This is a genomic window from Daejeonella sp., assembly GCF_030684675.1.
Lineage (GTDB): Bacteria > Bacteroidota > Bacteroidia > Sphingobacteriales > Sphingobacteriaceae > Daejeonella.
The window spans coordinates 170,927-189,606 of the sequence record NZ_JAUXXZ010000050.1 but is presented as its reverse complement, the minus strand read 5'-3'; the positions used below and the strand labels follow the sequence as shown (position 1 = coordinate 189,606).

The 18,680-nt window shown below is 40.4% G+C and carries 18 protein-coding genes; 17 read left to right on the top strand and 1 reads right to left on the bottom strand.

Translation table 11 applies throughout. From position 1 onward, the window contains the following. Position 1: 1 nt before the first annotated feature. The 17 genes from Q8M41_RS11075 to Q8M41_RS10995 all read left to right on the top strand — a co-directional run bounded on the left by Q8M41_RS11075 (position 2) and on the right by Q8M41_RS10995 (position 17,569). On the top strand, positions 2–313 hold the full coding sequence (locus Q8M41_RS11075; protein ID WP_305365339.1) for a rhodanese-like domain-containing protein: 312 nt from the start codon (positions 2–4) through the stop codon (positions 311–313). A gap of 74 nt (positions 314–387) precedes the next feature. Continuing rightward, positions 388–633, top strand: a complete 246-nt coding sequence (locus Q8M41_RS11070; protein WP_305365338.1) for a rhodanese-like domain-containing protein — start codon at positions 388–390, stop codon at positions 631–633. 17 nt (positions 634–650) lie between these two features. Continuing rightward, positions 651–1,487 carry a universal stress protein gene (locus tag Q8M41_RS11065; RefSeq protein WP_305365337.1) on the top strand — a complete coding sequence of 279 codons (837 nt, stop codon included), beginning with the start codon at positions 651–653 and terminating at the stop codon, positions 1,485–1,487. Between the two features lie 9 nt (positions 1,488–1,496). Continuing rightward, positions 1,497–2,051, top strand: coding sequence for a YeeE/YedE family protein (locus Q8M41_RS11060; RefSeq protein ID WP_305365336.1), 555 nt, complete (start codon positions 1,497–1,499; stop codon positions 2,049–2,051). Positions 2,052–2,054: 3 nt separating this feature from the next. Further along, complete coding sequence (locus tag Q8M41_RS11055; RefSeq protein WP_305365335.1) at positions 2,055–2,468, top strand: DUF6691 family protein; 414 nt, start codon at positions 2,055–2,057, stop codon at positions 2,466–2,468. Between the two features lie 11 nt (positions 2,469–2,479). Further along, a complete protein-coding gene (locus tag Q8M41_RS11050) occupies positions 2,480–3,568 on the top strand; it encodes a c-type cytochrome (protein WP_305365334.1) in 1,089 nt (362 codons plus the stop codon). A 31-nt stretch (positions 3,569–3,599) separates the two neighbouring features. Beyond that, on the top strand, positions 3,600–5,288 hold the full coding sequence (locus Q8M41_RS11045; RefSeq protein ID WP_305365333.1) for a bifunctional UDP-sugar hydrolase/5'-nucleotidase: 1,689 nt from the start codon (positions 3,600–3,602) through the stop codon (positions 5,286–5,288). 128 nt (positions 5,289–5,416) lie between these two features. Continuing rightward, entirely contained in the window at positions 5,417–5,851 is a 435-nt protein-coding gene (locus Q8M41_RS11040) for a DsrE family protein (RefSeq protein WP_305365332.1), read from the top strand. 36 nt (positions 5,852–5,887) lie between these two features. Beyond that, a complete protein-coding gene (locus Q8M41_RS11035) occupies positions 5,888–7,318 on the top strand; it encodes an OprD family outer membrane porin (protein ID WP_305365331.1) in 1,431 nt (476 codons plus the stop codon). Further along, positions 7,318–7,953 (top strand): Crp/Fnr family transcriptional regulator, encoded by a 636-nt coding sequence (locus Q8M41_RS11030; RefSeq protein WP_305365330.1) that lies wholly within the window; start codon positions 7,318–7,320, stop codon positions 7,951–7,953. Before Q8M41_RS11035 ends, Q8M41_RS11030 begins: the two co-directional genes overlap by 1 nt. A 173-nt stretch (positions 7,954–8,126) precedes the next feature. Next, on the top strand, positions 8,127–9,527 hold the full coding sequence (gene uxaC, locus Q8M41_RS11025) for a glucuronate isomerase (RefSeq protein ID WP_305365329.1): 1,401 nt from the start codon (positions 8,127–8,129) through the stop codon (positions 9,525–9,527). 54 nt (positions 9,528–9,581) lie between these two features. Then, positions 9,582–10,895 (top strand): MFS transporter, encoded by a 1,314-nt coding sequence (locus tag Q8M41_RS11020; protein ID WP_305365328.1) that lies wholly within the window; start codon positions 9,582–9,584, stop codon positions 10,893–10,895. A 124-nt stretch (positions 10,896–11,019) separates the two neighbouring features. After that, entirely contained in the window at positions 11,020–12,063 is a 1,044-nt protein-coding gene (locus tag Q8M41_RS11015; RefSeq protein WP_305365327.1) for a Gfo/Idh/MocA family protein, read from the top strand. Between the two features lie 11 nt (positions 12,064–12,074). Continuing rightward, positions 12,075–13,289: a Gfo/Idh/MocA family protein gene (locus Q8M41_RS11010; protein WP_305365326.1), complete on the top strand. Its 1,215-nt coding sequence runs from the start codon at positions 12,075–12,077 to the stop codon at positions 13,287–13,289. 61 nt (positions 13,290–13,350) lie between these two features. Further along, positions 13,351–14,700: a Gfo/Idh/MocA family protein gene (locus Q8M41_RS11005; protein ID WP_305365325.1), complete on the top strand. Its 1,350-nt coding sequence runs from the start codon at positions 13,351–13,353 to the stop codon at positions 14,698–14,700. Positions 14,701–14,828: 128 nt separating this feature from the next. Next, positions 14,829–16,103 carry an MFS transporter gene (locus Q8M41_RS11000; RefSeq protein ID WP_305365324.1) on the top strand — a complete coding sequence of 425 codons (1,275 nt, stop codon included), beginning with the start codon at positions 14,829–14,831 and terminating at the stop codon, positions 16,101–16,103. A 125-nt stretch (positions 16,104–16,228) separates the two neighbouring features. Further along, positions 16,229–17,569, top strand: coding sequence for a putative oxidoreductase C-terminal domain-containing protein (locus Q8M41_RS10995; RefSeq protein WP_305365323.1), 1,341 nt, complete (start codon positions 16,229–16,231; stop codon positions 17,567–17,569). 4 nt (positions 17,570–17,573) lie between these two features. Here the strand turns inward: Q8M41_RS10995 and Q8M41_RS10990 are convergent, their stop codons facing one another. Then, entirely contained in the window at positions 17,574–18,677 is a 1,104-nt protein-coding gene (locus Q8M41_RS10990) for a DUF3810 domain-containing protein (RefSeq protein WP_305365322.1), read from the bottom strand. Between the last annotated feature and the right edge of the window lie 3 nt (positions 18,678–18,680).

Below are 18,680 nucleotides of genomic sequence, written 5' to 3'. Positions count from 1 at the left end.
CATGGGTATATTGAGTTGGCTATTTGGAGGTTCTGCAAAGCAGGATTTGACCGGAATTATAAATGATGGGGCATATTTGGTTGATGTCAGATCTCCACGTGAATTTTCTCAGAATCATGTAAAAGGTTCTGTAAATATTCCTCTGGACAGCATACCATCCCAGTTGGCAAAATTCAAAAACAAGAAGCACATCATTGTTTTTTGCAGAAGCGGTAACAGAAGCTCACAGGCAAAATCTTTTCTGGAACAAAACGGATTTGCAAATGTTGTGAATGGCGGTACTGTAGAAATTGTGAATCAGTTTGTAAGTTAATTTTGAGTATTAAAGTATCGGTTTACTGTTTTAAACACCAGACTGAATTAATTTAAGAACAATAAAAATTTAAAATGAAGACAATAGTAGTAGATGTAAGAACAACAGATGAGTTCAATCTGGATGGACATGCAAATGGCAGTGTAAATTATCCTCTTGATAAAATTGAAACCTATATCGATAATTTGCGTCAATTTGATAAAGTCATTTTGGTGTGCAGAAGTGGTAACAGAGCCAATATTGCGAGAAGTATCCTTTTACAATCGGGTATTTCAAATATTGAGAATCAAGGTGCCTGGCAAAATGTTTCAATGAATTAATTTAATATCTGATCATAATGGAGACACTAAAAATCATAATTCCAACAGATTTTTCTGTTCAGGCAGAATTTGCTTACCTGATGGTCCAAAGACTTGAAGAGAAAACTGCAATTGATATTCATTTTTTGCATGTCTTGAATGTGCCTGATACCGTGACATTGGATTCAGCCGGAAATATTCAAACCTGTGGTGAAATTGATGTTAATTTCGTAACAAAACAGAAAGATATTGCGGAAAGAAAGCTTGCAAATCTGAAAGTATTGTATGGCGATCATATAAATACCCACCTGGTACTTGGTAAAACTACCGATGCGATTTTAAAGTTTACAGAATCTAATCATTTCGATCTGATCGTGATGGGGACCAAAGGTGCCAGCGGTTTGAAGGAAAAGCTTTCGGGTTCAGAAACACAGATCATAGCCCGTAAATCTAATACACCTTTACTTTCTTTGATGTGTGATCGCTCTGACCTTCAGATCCGGAATATTCTGCTGGTACATAACTTTAGTCAGCCGGCAAAAGAAAATCTTGTATTAATGCAGAAACTGATCAAAGCATTTGATCCTAAAATGCACCTGCTGCAAATCACTTCAGGAAGTGTAGATGCGGAGAAGGCAAAAGTTGAAGCTCAAATGATCCAGTTCGCTGAATTAAATGGTATTTCAAATTACCAGTGTCACCTGATCAATGATAAAGATGTGGAGAATGGAGTTGTACATTTCAACCAGATGATCAATATGGATATCGTTTGTATTGGTACACATGGTAAAGGTGGATTATTCCATCAGAGTGCGACAGAAAAATTGATTAATCATCTCTTCAAGCCGATTATTTCCTTTCACCTAAACAACTAAAAAAAGATAATGGAATTTATATTACAACCATGGTCATGGTGGTTCTCCGGGATAATGATAGCAGCTATCATGTTCTTTTTATTGTATTTCGGACAATCCTTCGGATTTTCTTCAAATTTAAGAACGATCTGTGCAGCTGCAGGTCTGGGCAAATCAGCTAAATTTTTTGATTTCAACTGGAAAGCACAAATATGGAATCTGGTATTTCTTGTAGGAGCAATTTTAGGTGGTTTCATCGCCAGAGAATTCCTGTCTACGGATGCTCCTGTTCTGATTTCTGAGGCAACAATTCAGGATTTATCCAAACTGGGAATTGCTGCTCCTGAATCCCTGCAACCTGCCGAACTTTTTGGACTTGATGCAGTTTTATCCATTAAAGGATTCCTTCTTCTGGCTTTTGGAGGTTTAATGGTAGGATTTGGATCCCGCTATGCCGGGGGATGTACTTCCGGACACGCCATCAGCGGTTTATCAGATCTTCAGGTTCCATCATTGATAGCAGTAATGGGCTTTTTTATCGGGGGTTTACTGATGACCTATTTATTTCTTCCTTTAATATTTTAAGATATGAAGTTTATAAAATTTTTATTGCTGGGTATAGTTTTCGGTATCGTGATGACGAAATCTGAGGCAGTTTCCTGGTACAGGATTCAGGAAATGTTCCGCTTTCAGGCTTTTCATATGTACGGAATTATTGGAACTGCAGTTACCCTGGGTGTAGCGGGTGTAGCTTTAATCAAAAGGTTTCGTATGAGAGATTATCATGGCAACCCGATTATGTTTAATCCGAAAGAAAAATCTGTTGTACGTTACCTTATTGGGGGTTCGATCTTCGGACTCGGCTGGGCTTTGAGCGGTGCTTGTCCGGGACCAATGATAGTGAATATCGGTTATGGTTATTGGGCTATGGCAATCGTGTTTTTCTTTGCTATAGTTGGAACTTACCTGTACGGACTAATCAAGAATAAATTACCTCACTAAAAATAAGGCTTATGTCTAAGAAGCATGATGATGGCGATGTAACTAAGGATCTGCTTTCAGTTATAAGAAAGCTGATTAACTTAATGGTACTATTGGTTGTTATAATAGTTGCCCTCCCATTGGGCTATTATCTGATCAATTTGCCAAAAAGACCAAAAGTTAAGCTTGAGGATGCAGCGTCTGTTGTCGCCGAAGTAAAATCAGTGGTTCAGGAATTTTGGATTGCACCAGATGTCAGCACGATCACTGATGCTCAACAAAAATCGGAGGTTGAGTACGGAAAGGAGCTTATTGCTCATACAGCTCAATATCTGGGGCCAAATGGTTCTGTAATGCAGATCAGTAATGGGATGAATTGCCAGAACTGTCATTTGAAGGCTGGGACAGCGGTATTTGCTAATAACTATGGTTCTGTAGCCTCATTATATCCAAAGTTCAGGGCAAGGAGCGGAACAGAGGAAAGTGTTGAAAAACGTGTTAATGACTGCTTTGAGAGGAGTTTAAACGGTTCGGCATTAGATACAGAAAGTAAAGAAATGAAGGCTATTGTTGCCTACCTTAATTTTCTCGGCACCAATGTGAAGAAGGGTGAAAAGGCTGCTGGCTCTGGTTTCAGAGACCTGGCATATCTTGACAGGGCTGCCGATCCGAATAAGGGAAAGGCAGTTTATACTTCAAAATGTCAGAGCTGCCACCAGTCTGATGGTGCAGGATTTTTGAACTCTGATAAAACAGAGTATGCTTTCCCTCCACTTTGGGGTAAGAACAGTTATAATGATGGTGCAGGTTTGTACCGCATTTCAAACTTTGCCAAATATGTGAGGGATAATATGCCGCAAGGTGCTACTTATGAAAACCCGATATTGAGTGATGAAGAAGCCTGGGATGTTGCTGCCTATATTAATTCACAACCACGTCCACACATTAACGTTCCAACAGATTGGCCAGATAAATCAAAAAAGCCGATAGATCATCCTTTTGGTCCTTATTCAGACAAGTTTACTGAAGAACAACATAAGTTAGGACCCTTTAAACCCATAGCGGAAGAACAAAAGAAGAGTGCAGAATCTGTAAAAAAGAATTCAGCCGCTAAAATTTAAAACTAAAATTAGAATTCCCGAATCAAGTAATATGGAAAATAACAGGAGGGGCTTTTTAAGAAAAGTGGGTGCGATGAGTGCCGGTGCTGCTCTGGTTTCTGCGAATCCTCTTTTTGCGATTGCAAACGAGGCTTCAGGGAGTCTTGCACTTGCAGAAAAGGATGGTGAATTTACCCTTTCAATATTGCAAACTACCGATGTGCATTGTCAGGTTCATCCGCATGATGAACTTTTCTGGGAAAATGAGCAGGCTGTATTTCGGAAGACAGGAGGTTATGCTAATCTGGCAACATACCTTAGAAAAGAGAAGAAAAGGAATCCAAATACCTTTATTATTGATACCGGAGATATGTTTCAGGGTAGTGAACTATCTGTAAAAACCACTGGGAAAGCAATGGTTCCGGTCTTAAATGAACTGGGTTACGACCTTTATTTGCCGGGTAACTGGGAGGTAATTTATCACAAAAAGGCCATGCAGACTTTATTGGGGGCATTAAATGCACCGAAAGTTTGTGCCAATATGTATCATGATCTTGGGAATGGTAAAAGGGGTGAATTGATTTTTCAGCCCTATCATGTATGGAACGTAGGAGGTGTAAAAATTGGCTTCCTCGGATATACTGATCCCCTGGTTCCTATCCGTCAGTCGCCAGGTTACAGTAAAGGAATTATCTATACCAAACCTGAAGAAAATCTGGCTCACTACATAGATGTTTTACGTAACCAGGAGCAATGTGCCTATGTTTTATTGCTTTCTCATCTTGGATTATCCCAACAGATTCATTTGGCTAATCTGCCTGAATGTGAGGGTGTTGATTATATTCTCGGTGGCGATACGCATGAAAGGGTAAGAAAACCGATTCAGTGTCGCTATTCAAAGGTAGTTGAACCGGGAGCTTTTGGTTCTTTTGTTGGAAAACTTGAGCTCCGGATAAAGGATGGAAAGGTTATTCAGGACACCTATTCGCTGGTTGAAATTGATTCAAAAAAATATAAAGCTGATAAGGAGATTTCTAAACTGATAGATATTCATGAACAGCCTTTCGAGAACGATATCAATCATATTGCCGGCTATAGTACTTTACCACTATATCGTTATTTTGTAATTGAAAACACAATAGATACTTTGATTCTGGATGCCTTAAAGTGGAAAATTAAAGAAGCTGATATTGTTTTATCCAACGGTTTTAGATTCTGTCCGCCGAATGCCAGTCCTGATAAAACGGGGAATATCCCAATTACAAATGGATATATTTTTGACATGCTCCCAGTGGATAGTGTGGTCCGAACAGGTTCTGTTACGGGTAAACAAATTTTCGACTGGCTTGAAAAAGAACTAAATAATGTTTTTGCCAAAGATGCTTCACAGCGGCTTGGCGGTTGGGTAATCAAGTTCAAAGGCATGAAAATTAGCTTTATGGCTTTTGAGGAGAATGGTCGGAGAGTTAAAGATGTGGAGGTTAACGGTATGCCACTAGATTTGGCTAAGACTTATAGGATTTGTGCATGTGAACGTGAAGGAGATCCTGAAGATATGCTCTGCAGGATGAGGGGCGTTGTCAACCCGATGAATACCGCATTTACCTTACACTCTGTTTTAAAAGAATATTTAAGTGTAAATTCACCGGTAACTCCAAGTCCGCCAATGTCTGCAAAGGCTTTAGATGCCTCTCAAACACTTTTGACTCAGGTTACTGGAGTTGATTATCAGTTTCGTTAATAAATTTAATATTTAAGAAAATATATTAATTTCAAACAAATGAAACCTGCATGAGCGTATCACTCACAAAACGACATGAATATAAGCTCATGCAAGCTTCATAGCCATTAAAAAACAAAAATATAAAAATGAAAAAACTCCTTTTTATCCTTGTGTTATTTGCATTCTCAAATAGTATCAATGCTCAGAGTGTTTCTAAGGATCCACGTGCCGATGCCTATAAAGGACTTAAGATTGTATTCCAGCTTACTTCAGCCGACACGGTTATTCATCAAACCCTGATGTCTCAATTGAAGAACTATTTTGGAGTGGCACCTGATATACAGGTAGAGGTAGTTTGCCATGGTGGCGGATTAGAAATGCTGGTAAAAAGTACGTCAGTTGTTCAAAAGGAGATCAAAGCTTATGCCGATAAGGGAGTCAGTTTTGTTGCCTGTGAGTTTGCAATGAAAAAAAGAAAAATTACACCCGACCAGTTAGTTTCCGGTGCAGGGACTGTTATTTCCGGAGTGCTGGAAATAGCTAAAAAACAGCAGGAAGGCTGGAGCTATATCAAACTCTAAAACTCTTTTAAATCATCTTATTTTAACATTTTGAATATGAAAAATTTCATATATAGAATCCCTTTGCTCTTATTTTTCCTGATTCCAATTGCTGTTTTAGCCCAGCATCAGGAAGTTTCTGAGCGTCCTGAAATGTATAAAGGCAAGGGGAAGGACTCTGCAGACAGCAAGTCCCTATTAGGTGCTTTCAAAAATGGAAGTGTGCAGGGTCATTTCAGATATTTCAATATGATAACCCTGAATGAAAAAGATTTAACTGATTATTATGCAAATGCAGCCGGTGGGGGCTTACGGTTCGAAACTGCAGAATTTCATAATTTACAGTTCGGGATCAGCGGCTTTTATATTTTCAATATTGGTTCTTCAGACATGACGATTCCTGATCCGCAAAGCGGGCAGTATAATCGTTATGAAATTGGTCTTTTTGATCTGGAGGATCCATCTAATAAGAAAGATATAGATCGTTTAGAAGAACTTTACCTGAAATATAATTATAAGAAATCTTCCCTGATTTTTGGTCGTCAGTTGCTGAACACTCCATTTATTAATCTTCAGGACGGCCGGATGCGCCCAACAGGAGTGGAGGGGCTATGGGCAGAGATAAATGAAATTAAAGGAACTAAAATTGAAGCAGGTTGGTTATACAGTATTTCTCCAAGAAGTACTACCAAATGGTTTGGCGTAGGAGAAACAATCGGTATTTATTCTGCCGGTCTGAATCCTGATGGCACTCCATCACTTTACAGCGGACAAATACATAGTAAGGGTGTAGCATTATTAGGTGTGACTACGGCAATAAACAAAAGGGCAAAGCTTCAGGCTTGGAATATGCTCACAGAGAATGTATTTAACACGGCTATGTTACAAACCGACATCTCTTTTCCTCTCAAAGGAAATTCAAGTCTGATAGCTTCGGCACAGGCTATTAAACAGGATGCTATAAATAATGGGGGTAATATAAATCAATCGGAAACATATTTTTCAAAAGGAGCAAATTCATTGAGTTTCGGAGCAAAGTTAGCCTGGAAAAATAAGGGATTGGAGACTTCTCTAAACTATAACCGTATCACAGCTCAGGGGCGTTATTTAGTCCCACGGGAATGGGGTAGAGATCCATTCTTTACTTTTCTACCGCGCGAACGAAATGAAGGATTCGGAGATCTGGATGCAGTAATGGCTAAAGTGAATTATAGCTTCCCAAAATCGGGGTTCAAAACTTCTGTTGCAGCCGGCTATTATCATTTGCCTGATACAAAGAATTATGCACTGAATAAGTATGGAATGCCTTCATATACACAGATAAATACGGATATTAGATATACCTTTACAAATACTTTAAAGGGGCTTGAAGCTCAGCTCCTGCTCGTTGCCAAATTAAATAATGGTGAAACCTATGGCAACAGCGGACTAATTATCAATAAAGTAAATATGGTACAGTCTAACTTTGTTCTAAACTTTCATTTTTAATGATTGCAAATCTGGATATATTCAAGAGTATTTTCGAACCCCAGCTAATACAGGAAATACAGCAGTTTGGGATCCTTCAAACCTTTAAAGAAGGTGATCTGATTATGGATTATGGTAAATATGTCAGGATGATGCCTATAGTCCTGAAAGGGACAATGAAGGTTTATCGATTAGATGAGAAAGAAAATGAGATTTTGCTTTATTATCTGTCAAGCAACGAGAGTTGTTCCATGGCTTACAGTTGTTGCCTTGAAGCAAAAAAAAGTGAGGTCAAAGCCGTTGCCGAGGATAATGTTGAGCTGATCGCGATTCCGCATGTTAAGCTTGATGACTGGCTTTGTACCTATCCAAGCTGGAAGAACTATATCATGCGCAGCTTCAATGAGCGATTTATTGAACTGTTAAAATCGATTGAAAGCATTGCTTTTCACAAGCTCGACGAACGTCTGATTGGATATCTGAAAGAGAAACAGCGTTTGAGTGGTTCAAGTGTGATTAAGGCATCCCACGGACTGATTGCAGATGAATTGGCGACCAGCCGTGTGGTGATTTCACGGCTCCTGAAGCAGCTGGAAAACGACAAGAAAATTATTCTTTACCGCAACGAGATTAAATTGCTTGCTTCGTTCAGCTAAATCGCCATACTTCCCCTCAATTGAAGACCTGGCCGAATACTGCCATTCTTGTAAGAGCCGGGCGAATTGGAATCTCTAAACTTGTCCTGAATCGGGTTCAGGATCAATAAAATTTTACGATATTGCTTTAGAATGAATTGGGGATAATACCATACATTCGTCTAATAAAGCAAATGAAAGCATTTTTAAACCGGGATTTCCTTCTTGAATCAACAATTGCGCAAAGTCTTTATCATGATTATGCCGCAGGTTTACCTATTATAGATTACCATTGTCATCTCCCCCCTGACCAGATTGCTGCTGATTCAAATTTTGAAAATCTGACTCAAATATGGCTCTATGGCGATCATTATAAATGGCGTGCCATGAGGGCCAATGGTATCCCTGAAAAGTATATCACTGGTAATGCCAGCGACTGGGAAAAATTTGAAAAATGGGCAGAAACGGTGCCTTTTACTTTCCGGAATCCGCTCTATCACTGGACTCATCTCGAATTGCAGCGTTATTTTGATATTTACGAAATTCTTTCTCCTGCAACTGCAAGAAAGATTTACGATGAATGCAGTGCAAAACTTCAGACACCTGAGTTCTCAATTCGCCGGATGATCGAAAGAATGAAGGTTGAGAGCATCGGTACAACAGATGATCCGCTTGACGATCTTTCGTTCCATCAGAAGATCAAAGCCGATGGCTTTTCAGTAGTGGTTAGGCCCTCATTCAGACCAGATAAGGCGATGAATGCAGATAATTTACCAGAACTTCATACTTATATACATAAACTAGCGTCTGTTTCCGGACATGAGATTAAAACATTCGAGCAGTATTTGTATGCCTTAAAGAGCCGGCATGATCATTTTGCAAAGAATGGCTGCGTGGTTTCAGATCATGGCCTGGAGCAACTCTGCTATGAAGAATATACGGATGCTGAAATAGATCAAATATTTATCAAAATCCTCAATCAGGAGGCTCTGAGTTCAATCGAAATTCTCAGGTTTAAGTCTTGTATGCTGCTCAATCTGGCATATTGGGATCATGAAAAGGGCTGGGTTCAGCAATATCATCTCGGTGCTATCCGAAACAATAATTCAAGGTTACTTACAGAGCTTGGCCCCGATACCGGCTTTGACTCTATGGGCGATTTCTCACAGTCGCGAGGCATGTCTAAATTTTTAAATAAGCTGGATTCTACCAACAGACTTGCAAAAACTATAATTTACAATCTCAATCCTGCAGATAATGAGATGTTTGCTACCATGGCGGGCAATTTTAATGACGGAACCGTGCCTGGTAAAATCCAGTTCGGATCGGCCTGGTGGTTTCTGGATCAGAAGTTCGGGATGGTCAATCAGATTAACGCACTTTCAAGTATGGGCCTGTTAAGTCGTTTTGTTGGAATGATTACCGATTCCAGGAGCTTTATGTCCTATCCAAGGCATGAATATTTCAGAAGAATTTTGTGTAATCTGATTGGTAATGATGTTGAAAGCGGGGAATTGCCAAACGATATTCAATGGCTGGGGCAAATGGTTCAGAATATTTGTTACTTTAACGCTAAGAATTACTTTAAATCATAAGCTTACCGGGCACTCTGAATAGAAAGAGCTTAATTATTGATCTGCATGCAAAAAATGACTAATTATCGCTGGACGATATGCTCACTGGTGTTCTTCGCCACAACCATCAATTATCTTGACCGTCAGGTAATCAGTCTATTGAAACCTTATTTAGAAAAGGAATTTAATTGGTCTGAAACTGATTATTCTAACGTTGTTGCAGCATTTCAGTTAGCTTATGCCCTTGGAATGCTGGGTGTTGGAAGTATTATTGACAGGGTTGGAAGTAAAATGGGTTATGCGGTATCTCTTATTTTATGGAGTATAGCCGCGGTAATGCATGCATTTGTAAAGACCACTTTTGGATTTGGAGTGGTAAGGGCATTTTTAGGTGTGACCGAAGCAGGTAATTTCCCGGCGGCTATTAAAGTTGTCGCAGAATGGTTCCCCAAACGTGAAAGAGCATTTGCAACAGGTATTTTTAACAGCGGAACCAATATAGGGGCTGTTATTGCTCCCCTGCTCGTTCCATGGCTGGCTGTAACCTATAGCTGGCAAATGGCTTTCATACTTACCGGGGCTGTTGGTTTTCTATGGCTGATTTTCTGGTTCCTGCTTTATGAAACTCCTGAACGGCATAAAAGGATTTCAGCTTCAGAACTTGCGCATATAAATAGTGATGAGGAAACCACAACAAGTCTAAATGAGGGAGAAACTGAGGTAGTAATTCCCTGGAGGCAACTTTTAACCTATAAACAAACCTGGGCCTATGCTGTAGGAAAATTTCTTTCCGATGGTGTATGGTGGTTTTTCCTTTTCTGGCTTCCGGCATTTTTAATTTCAGAATATAGATTAGTAGGCCTTGAGGTGAGCTTTCCTGTTGCAGTGGTCTATTTGATCGCCGGAATCGGGAGTATTGCTGGAGGATGGTTACCCATGTGGTTCAGCAAAAATAAGGGCTGGACTATGGTCAGATCCCGTAAAACCTCCATGCTTATTTATGCTACCATCCCACTAATGGTTATGTTCTCGCAATGGGCTGGATCATTTAATATGTGGTATGCGGTAATCATTATTGGAATTGGAATGTCGGCACATCAGGCTTGGTCGGCTAATATTATGACTACAGTTTCAGATATGTTCCCCAAAACTTCAATCGGTGCAGTAATCGGAATTGGAGGAATGTTCGGAGGTTTTGGAAATATTATGGTTGCAAAGAGTGCGGGATATTTACTTGATCACTACAAGGCGGCCGGACATATTCAAACCGGTTATTATCTGTTATTTCTTTTTTGTGGAACTGCTTATCTGCTGGCCTGGTTTTTAATGTTCAGGGTTTTGGTACCAAAAATGACTCCTATTAAGCCTCATATGAAGAAGCTAGAGTAACAATATACCTCCCCTAAGCACATTATTTGCATTATTGAGCTATTTATTTTACTTTTCGATATGCAGACCGGGAGTAAACACCGTCTTAGAATGGTATAAATTATAATTACAATTTTTTATAAATATGAAAACAGATCAGAACCGTAGAATGTTCATCAGAACAACAGCTCTTGCTGCTGCAGGAATTGGAATTGGTGCAAACAGCTTTGCTGAAAGCCTTTACCCCTCATCAAAATCCAGTGCTGCTGTTGGTACCAGAGTTGGAATCATCGGCTTAGATACTTCCCACGTAATTGCTTTTACTAAAGCCCTAAATGGCCCGAACCCTAGTCCGGATTATAGTGGATTTAAGGTCGTAGCGGCTTACCCTTACGGTAGCAAGGATATTAAAAGTAGTTATGAGCGTATACCCGGTTACATTGAGGATGTAAAAAAACTAGGTGTTGAAATTACCGACTCGATAGCCAGTTTGTTAGATAAAGTTGATTTTGTTCTGTTGGAGACCAATGATGGACGTTTACATCTTGAACAGGCCTTGCAGGTTATAAAGGCGGGTAAGCGCTTCTTTATTGATAAACCGATAGCAGCTTCACTTGCAGATGCTTCTGCCATATTTTCTGCAGCTAAAAAGGCTAATGTGGGCGTATTTTCTGCTTCTTCACTAAGATATTCTGTTGGGGCGCAAGAGATTGCTGGCGGAAAGTACGGAAAGGTACTGGGTGCTGAAACTTTTAGTCCATGTCATTTGGAGAGTACTCACCCTGATCTTTTTTGGTATGGAATCCATGGGGTGGAGTCACTATTTACAGTAATGGGTCCAGGTTGCAAGCAGGTGGTAAGAATCAGTTCACCTGAGGTGGATGTTGTTGTTGGTACCTGGAATGATGGAAGGGTTGGTACTTTCCGTGGACTTCGTTCCGGAAAACTTGGATATGGAGGTACAGTATTCGCTGAAAAGGGAACAGTCCAGATTGGTGAATATGGAGGCTATAACCCGCTATTAAAACAGATTACAGATTTTTTCAAAACAGGGGTAGTTCCTGTAAGTTCTGAAGACACTCTTGATATGTGTGCATTTATGGAAGCTGCAGATGAGAGTAAACGCAAAGGCGGGGTTCCTATTAGTTTGGCAGATATTTATGCCAGAGCAGCGAAGAAAAACAGATAAATTTATTATTCATGAAAAATAAGAATCAGTCAAGGAGAAAGTTTATAAGTACCGGTGCTTTGGCGTTGACAGGCCTTACGGCTTTTGGGTCTAATAGACTTGATTTTCTTCAATCATCCCAAACGGAGAAGGTCCGGGTTGGACTGATTGGCACTGGCAGTCGTGGTCTGGGCCTTGCTCAAACTCTGGCAAATGTTCGCACTATTGAGCTTGTCGCCTGCTGTGATATTGTTGAGGATCATTTGAAGGCTGGTTTGAGGGTGGCCGATAAGGATGCCAAGGGATACTATGATTATCAGAAACTTATAGATGATCCAAACGTTCGTGCAGTAATTATTGCTACACCCCTTTATTTACATTTTCCGATGGCTGTAGCCGCTCTTAAGGCCGGGAAACATGTTTATGTTGAGAAAACGATGACCTATGATATTCCACAAACTCTTCATCTGGTGAAATTGGTTGATAGCTCAAAGCTTGTATTTCAGGTGGGCCATCAATACAGGTACTATTCAATGTACCATAAAGTCAAAGAGATTATTGACAAGGGATGGATTGGAAAGGTATTTCATTATGAATGCCAGTATAATCGAAATTCCGACTGGCGTCAACCGGTGACTGATCCTAAAACCGAGCGTGCTATTAACTGGAAGATGTATAAGGAATACTGCGGAGGGCTTCTGTCTGAACTCAGCGCTCATGAAATTGACATGGTGAATATGATTCAGGGCAGCCATCCTATTAAAGTTGCCGGATTTGGTGGAATTGATTTCTGGAAGGATGGAAGAGACAATTTTGATAATATCCGTCTGGTTTATGAGTATCCAGGTGGAGTAAAATCCAGTGTTACTTCCATTCTTACAAATGAGTACAAAGGTTATTCCATTCGTATCCTTGGAACCAAGGGTACAATTGAAATATTAAGGGATAGGGCCTTTATTTATCCTGAAGCAAAAAATAAAACCACCGGAACGGTAGATGGTGTTACAGGTGCGACTCTTGAGGTTTCACCGGGTGGTACCGGTGTACCAATTGATTTTCACAAGGATAGTCCGGTGCTTGACCCCACGGTTTACGCCCTTCGCGATTTTGCAGAATGTATCTTAACTGGAAAGCAACCTGCTTCCAATGTCAGAACCGGCAAGGATGTGGCTATCGCTGTACATATGGGAAATAAAGCTGCCGAAACCGAAACAACTCAATACTGGAAAAGTGAATATGATATTTGAGCTTTCCTGAGAATTAAAATAAAATTAAACAAAGGCTTAAACGCCATAAATTAATATACACATGAAAAATTCAGATTCCCGCCGGGATTTTATTAAAAAGACAGTTACTGGCGCTGCCGCGATTTCATTTGGAGGTGTTCTGCCTGGTTTTAGTGCAAGCAGTTATGCAAAAATTATGGGCGCAAATGAGCGCATTCAGGTTGCAATGATGGGTGTTAATAGTCGCGGACTTGCACTTTCTTCAAATTTTGCTGCTCAGAAGAATTGTGAAATTCGTTATATCTGTGACGTGGACAAGCGTGCAGCCGAAAAATGTATCAGTACGGTTGCGGGGATACAAAACACCAAACCTATGGCTCAGCCTGACTTCAGAAAGGCTCTGGAAGATAAACAGCTTGATGCGCTAGTAATTGCAGCACCGGATCACTGGCATGCTCCTGCCGCTTTGCTCGCATCGGCAGCCGGCAAACACGTTTACCTTGAAAAACCGTGCAGCCATAATCCTCATGAAGGGGAGCTTCTTGTGGCTGCAGCCAATAAATATAAAAATGTAATTCAAATGGGTAATCAACGCCGTTCCTGGCCTAATGTAGCTGCCGGGATCGCTGAATTACATGGTGGAATTATTGGTCGGCCTTATTTTGCAAAAACCTGGTATACTAACAACAGACCATCAATTGGAGTGGGTAAAACTGCCCCTGTTCCTGAGTGGCTGGATTATGATCTTTGGCAGGGACCTGCCCCGCGCCGTGAGTTTAAGGATAATCTGATTCATTATAACTGGCACTGGTTCTGGCACTGGGGTACCGGAGAAGCACTGAATAATGGTACGCATATGATCGATCTTGCACGCTGGGGCCTTCAGGTTGAATACCCAACAAGAGTAAGCTCTGCAGGTGGTAGGTATCGTTATCAGGATGATTGGGAAGCGCCTGATACTCAAAATATTAATATAGAGTTTGGTAACAAATCAACCATAACCTGGGAAGGCAGAAGTTGTAATCCATTTCCAATTGAAGGTAATACGGTAGGGGTTATATTTTATGGTGAAAATGGCACCTTAGTGATAGGCGGCGGTAATGCATACAAGGCATTTGATCTTAAGAATAATCTTATCAAAGAAGCTAAAAATGAAACCAAAGTTGATACCGCGAGCCTGACTAGTCCTTCGCAGCAATTAGATGCTTTTCATATTCAAAACTTCTTTAGCGGTATTAAGAGCGGGACCGCTCTGGCAGCAGATATTCATGGCGGACATCAGAGTACTTTGTTATGTCAGCTTGGTAATATTGCTCAGCGTACCGGAAGAACCCTTAATATTGATCCTGAAAATGGTCATATTTTAAATGATAAGGGTGCGATGAAACTCTGGACAAGAGAGTACCAAAAAGGCTGGGAACCAAAAGTTTAAGCTGAAATTATCTGTCATTGTAAAATAGGGGCTTAATTCCTCAATGTTTGATTGTGGCGAACCATGATTTTTATATCCGTTCCCAATTGCATGGATTGCAATGATATGTTAATAGAAATGAGGAAATAATGCTTATAGCTTCAAAATCAGGAGTCGGTAATTACCGCTGGAAGATTTGTGCAATGCTGTTCCTGGCTACCACAATTAATTTTGTTGACCGGCAGGTTCTTGGTATTCTGGCTCCGCAACTTCAAAAAGAGTTTGCATGGTCTGATTCAGAGTATGGCTTTATTGTCTCCTCTTTTCAGGCTGCCTATGCCCTTGGATTCCTCATTATGGGCCATCTTCTGGATAAGATTGGAACCCGTATGGGAGCTACAATCGCTATTGGATTCTGGAGCATTGCCACGATGATGCATGCACTTGTGGCTTCTCTTTTTGGATTTGCTGCGGTTCGTTTTCTCCTTGGATTGGGTGAAGCAGGGAATTTTCCATCAGCTTTAAAGGCCGTTTCAGAATGGTTTCCAAGGAAAGAGCGGGCATTAGCTACAGGTATTTTTGTATCCGGAGCAAGTGTTGGGGCAATAGTTGCCCCTCTGGCAGTTCCTTTTATTGCCATCAATTATGGATGGCAAATGACCTTCGTCATTACCGGTGCAATAGGTTTTATCTGGATTGTTTTCTGGATGATGATGTACCGATTGCCCCAGGATCATCCTAAACTTGGAAAAGCAGAACTGGAATATATTACGAGTGATCCATTGGAACCCCAGATCAAAATTCCCTGGCTGCATTTGCTAAAGAACAGGCAAACCTGGGCATTCGCATTTGGTGCATTCATGACTCACCCTATATTTTCATTCTTCCTGTTCTTTCTGCCTAAGTTCTTTTTCAGTAATTATGGGATTGGTATTGCGAAGATTGGCCCAATACTGATCGTAATTTACCTGATGTCTGATTTCGGTAGTATTATTGGCGGATGGGCATCTTCTGCCTTAATTAAGCGCGGATGGTCTGTAAATAAAAGTCGTAAAACTACCATGTTTGCATCGGCGTTATGTGTTGTTCCGGTTTACTTTGCAGCTCAGACAACGGAATTATGGCTCGCTGTCGGCCTGATAGGGCTGGCCTTAGCTGCGCACTCCGCATGGTCTGCTAACCTGTTTACGCTCACAACCGATATGTTTCCACGACAGGTAGTGGGTTCTGTTGTTGGTATAGGCAGTATGCTTGGCGCTGTTGGGGGTATGTTCGGTGCAACGATCGGTGGCTTCCTGTTACAAACAACCGGAAGCTATGTTTCCTTGTTCATCTTTGCCGGATGTGCCTACCTGATCGCATTTACAGGAATACATTTGCTTTCACCAAAATTAAAACCCATAACTCTAGAGAAAATTATTTAATATTTAATAGAAGGCAGATGCTCTTCTGTTTGTAAATCGAAAAATTAGAATAAATTTAATTTCAAGCTATTTTTATGATAAAATCTAACTTCTACAACATTAAACACTTTCTGTTAATTAACTGTATGATTCTTTTTGGTACATCATGTGCAGATAAATCTGAAAAAATACAAGAACCTGAAATTCGACTGATAACCCTTGATCCGGGACATTTTCACTCTGCTCTGATACAGAAGTCGATGTATCCCGAAATTGATTCTGTGGTGCATGTTTATGCCCCATATGGAGATGAGGTCAAATCCCACCTTAATCTGATCAGCTCTTATAACAAAAGAGCAGAGGAGCCAACAAGATGGAATCAAAAGGTATATACAGGTGATGATTACCTGGCAAGGATGTTTCAGGAAAAGGCAGGGAATGTGGTCGTTATTGCCGGAAACAATAAGTTTAAGACAAATTATATCAAGCAGTCGGTTGATTCGGGTCTAAATGTACTGGCAGATAAGCCGATGGCAATTGATACCGAGGGCTTTAATACCCTGATTCAGGCTTTTGAATCGGCAGAAAAAAATAAAGTGCTGCTTTATGATATCATGACTGAGCGTTATGAGATCAATAGCATCCTTCAAAAGGAGTTTGCACATCTTCCGGCGTTTGGTGAGCTGGATAAGGGTAGTCCCGAAAACCCGTCTGTTACGAAAATAAGTGTTCATTATTTCTTCAAGAATGTTTCCGGCAAACCGCTTGTCAGACCGGCCTGGTTTTTTGATGTTAAGCAGCAGGGAGAAGGAATCACCGATATTACAACCCACCTGGTTGATTTGGTACAATGGGAATGTTTTCCTGATCAGGTACTTGACTATAAAAAGGATATCGAAATTGTTTCAGCCAAAAGATGGAGTACTAAATTAACGGCACAGCAATTTGAAAAGGTCACTCTTAAGAAAGAATTTCCGGAATATTTGAAAGCTGATGTTAAAGATGGCGTATTGAATCCTTATTCAAACGGAGAGATAAACTATCGTCTGAAAGGAATTCATGCAAAAGTTTCTGTGACCTGGGATTTCCAGGCGCCTGAAGGAACCGGGGACACCCATTTTTCGGTAATGCGTGGTACTAAGGCGAGTGTCATTATTAAGCAGGGTAAGGAGCAGAATTTTAAGCCTGTATTGTACATCGAGCCTGCTGCAGGAGTTGATATGAAAGCATTTGAGAATGAGATTATGGATGATCTGAAACAGATTAACGACAAGTATCCGGGCGTTGATCTGAAGAAAAATTCAACAGGCTGGGAAGTAATTATTCCTGATAAATATAAAGTTGGTCATGAAGATCATTTTGCACAGGTAGCCAAAAAATACTTTCAGTATCTGAGAGAGGGAAAATTACCGGCATGGGAAGTTCCGAACATGCTCGCTAAATATTACACTACAACTAAAGCCCGGGAAGTGGCATTAGGAAAATAACCAATCAGGGGGCTTTTAAAAGCCCCCTTTTTTTATAATAGGCCATGGTCAGTATGATCATCCGGTTATAACTTTTCATTCCATCGGGTTGTTTATTGACCTTCAGGTAATTATCGTAAAAGATGCTGCTGAATCTCCTGGTCATACCTCTGTATTGCTCCCAGTAGGCTCTTTCATTTTTCAGATCAGCCAAAAATGGTTCTGAGATCCGGCTCTTCAGAGTTTGAAATACCAGGGTATCCAACCTGCCGGTTTCAAACATAAATTCCTGGGCAGCCAGGTAGTAAGCCGAATATTTGAGCATCGGATTATCCGATTCACTGGCACTTATAAAGCCAATAAAATTAGCCTCATCCTCGGCACCATAGCCCATAGAGTGTGCTGTTTCATGGCAGGCAACAAAAGGTTTGAGATATATCGGCATGCCCGAATTAATCTGAGCTTCGCCGGTAAATGGGTTAAAGTATCCGGCAGTTCCGAAATAATTCATGAGCGTGCCGATCAGAGAATTCTTTATTTTTGGAATCGGATATACGGCTGCATCATATGGCGGATGAAGGTTTTTTATCGCTTTGGCTGATTCCAGGTAAAGCTCATGGTCAGTTTGCGGCCATTGCTCCGGATTGATTTTCGAGCGGATGGAATTAGCAGAATCAATCAGAATTCCGGTTATTTTGTAAAGTTCCTCCTTTGAATATTCCTGTCCAGTTAGTTTCAATCTTTCTGCTGCCGGCTGCCGGAAATAATTTAGCCCCCAGGACAGATAGAAAATAAGGATGAGTACTTCCAGGTAAATAATCATGTTGAGTGCAATTTTTGCTCCACCCAGGCGTCTTTTCTGAAAGAAAAAGATTTTTAAAAACTTAAAAATTGAAATTAATATGGCGATGCTTAGAAGCAAATAAAGAAGATCACCCAAACTAAATGGGATATTACTAAAAATGAATTGAAGTCCGCTACGAATCCGGGGATAGGTGCCAATTGAATAGTATTTTTCAATCAACTCAGGCTGAGATTTTTGTTGGAAAATAAGTATGATCAGGGATAGTAGAAAAATACTGCTGAATAATTTTAGCTTCGGAATCCTATCTGAATTTTTCTGAATCATACT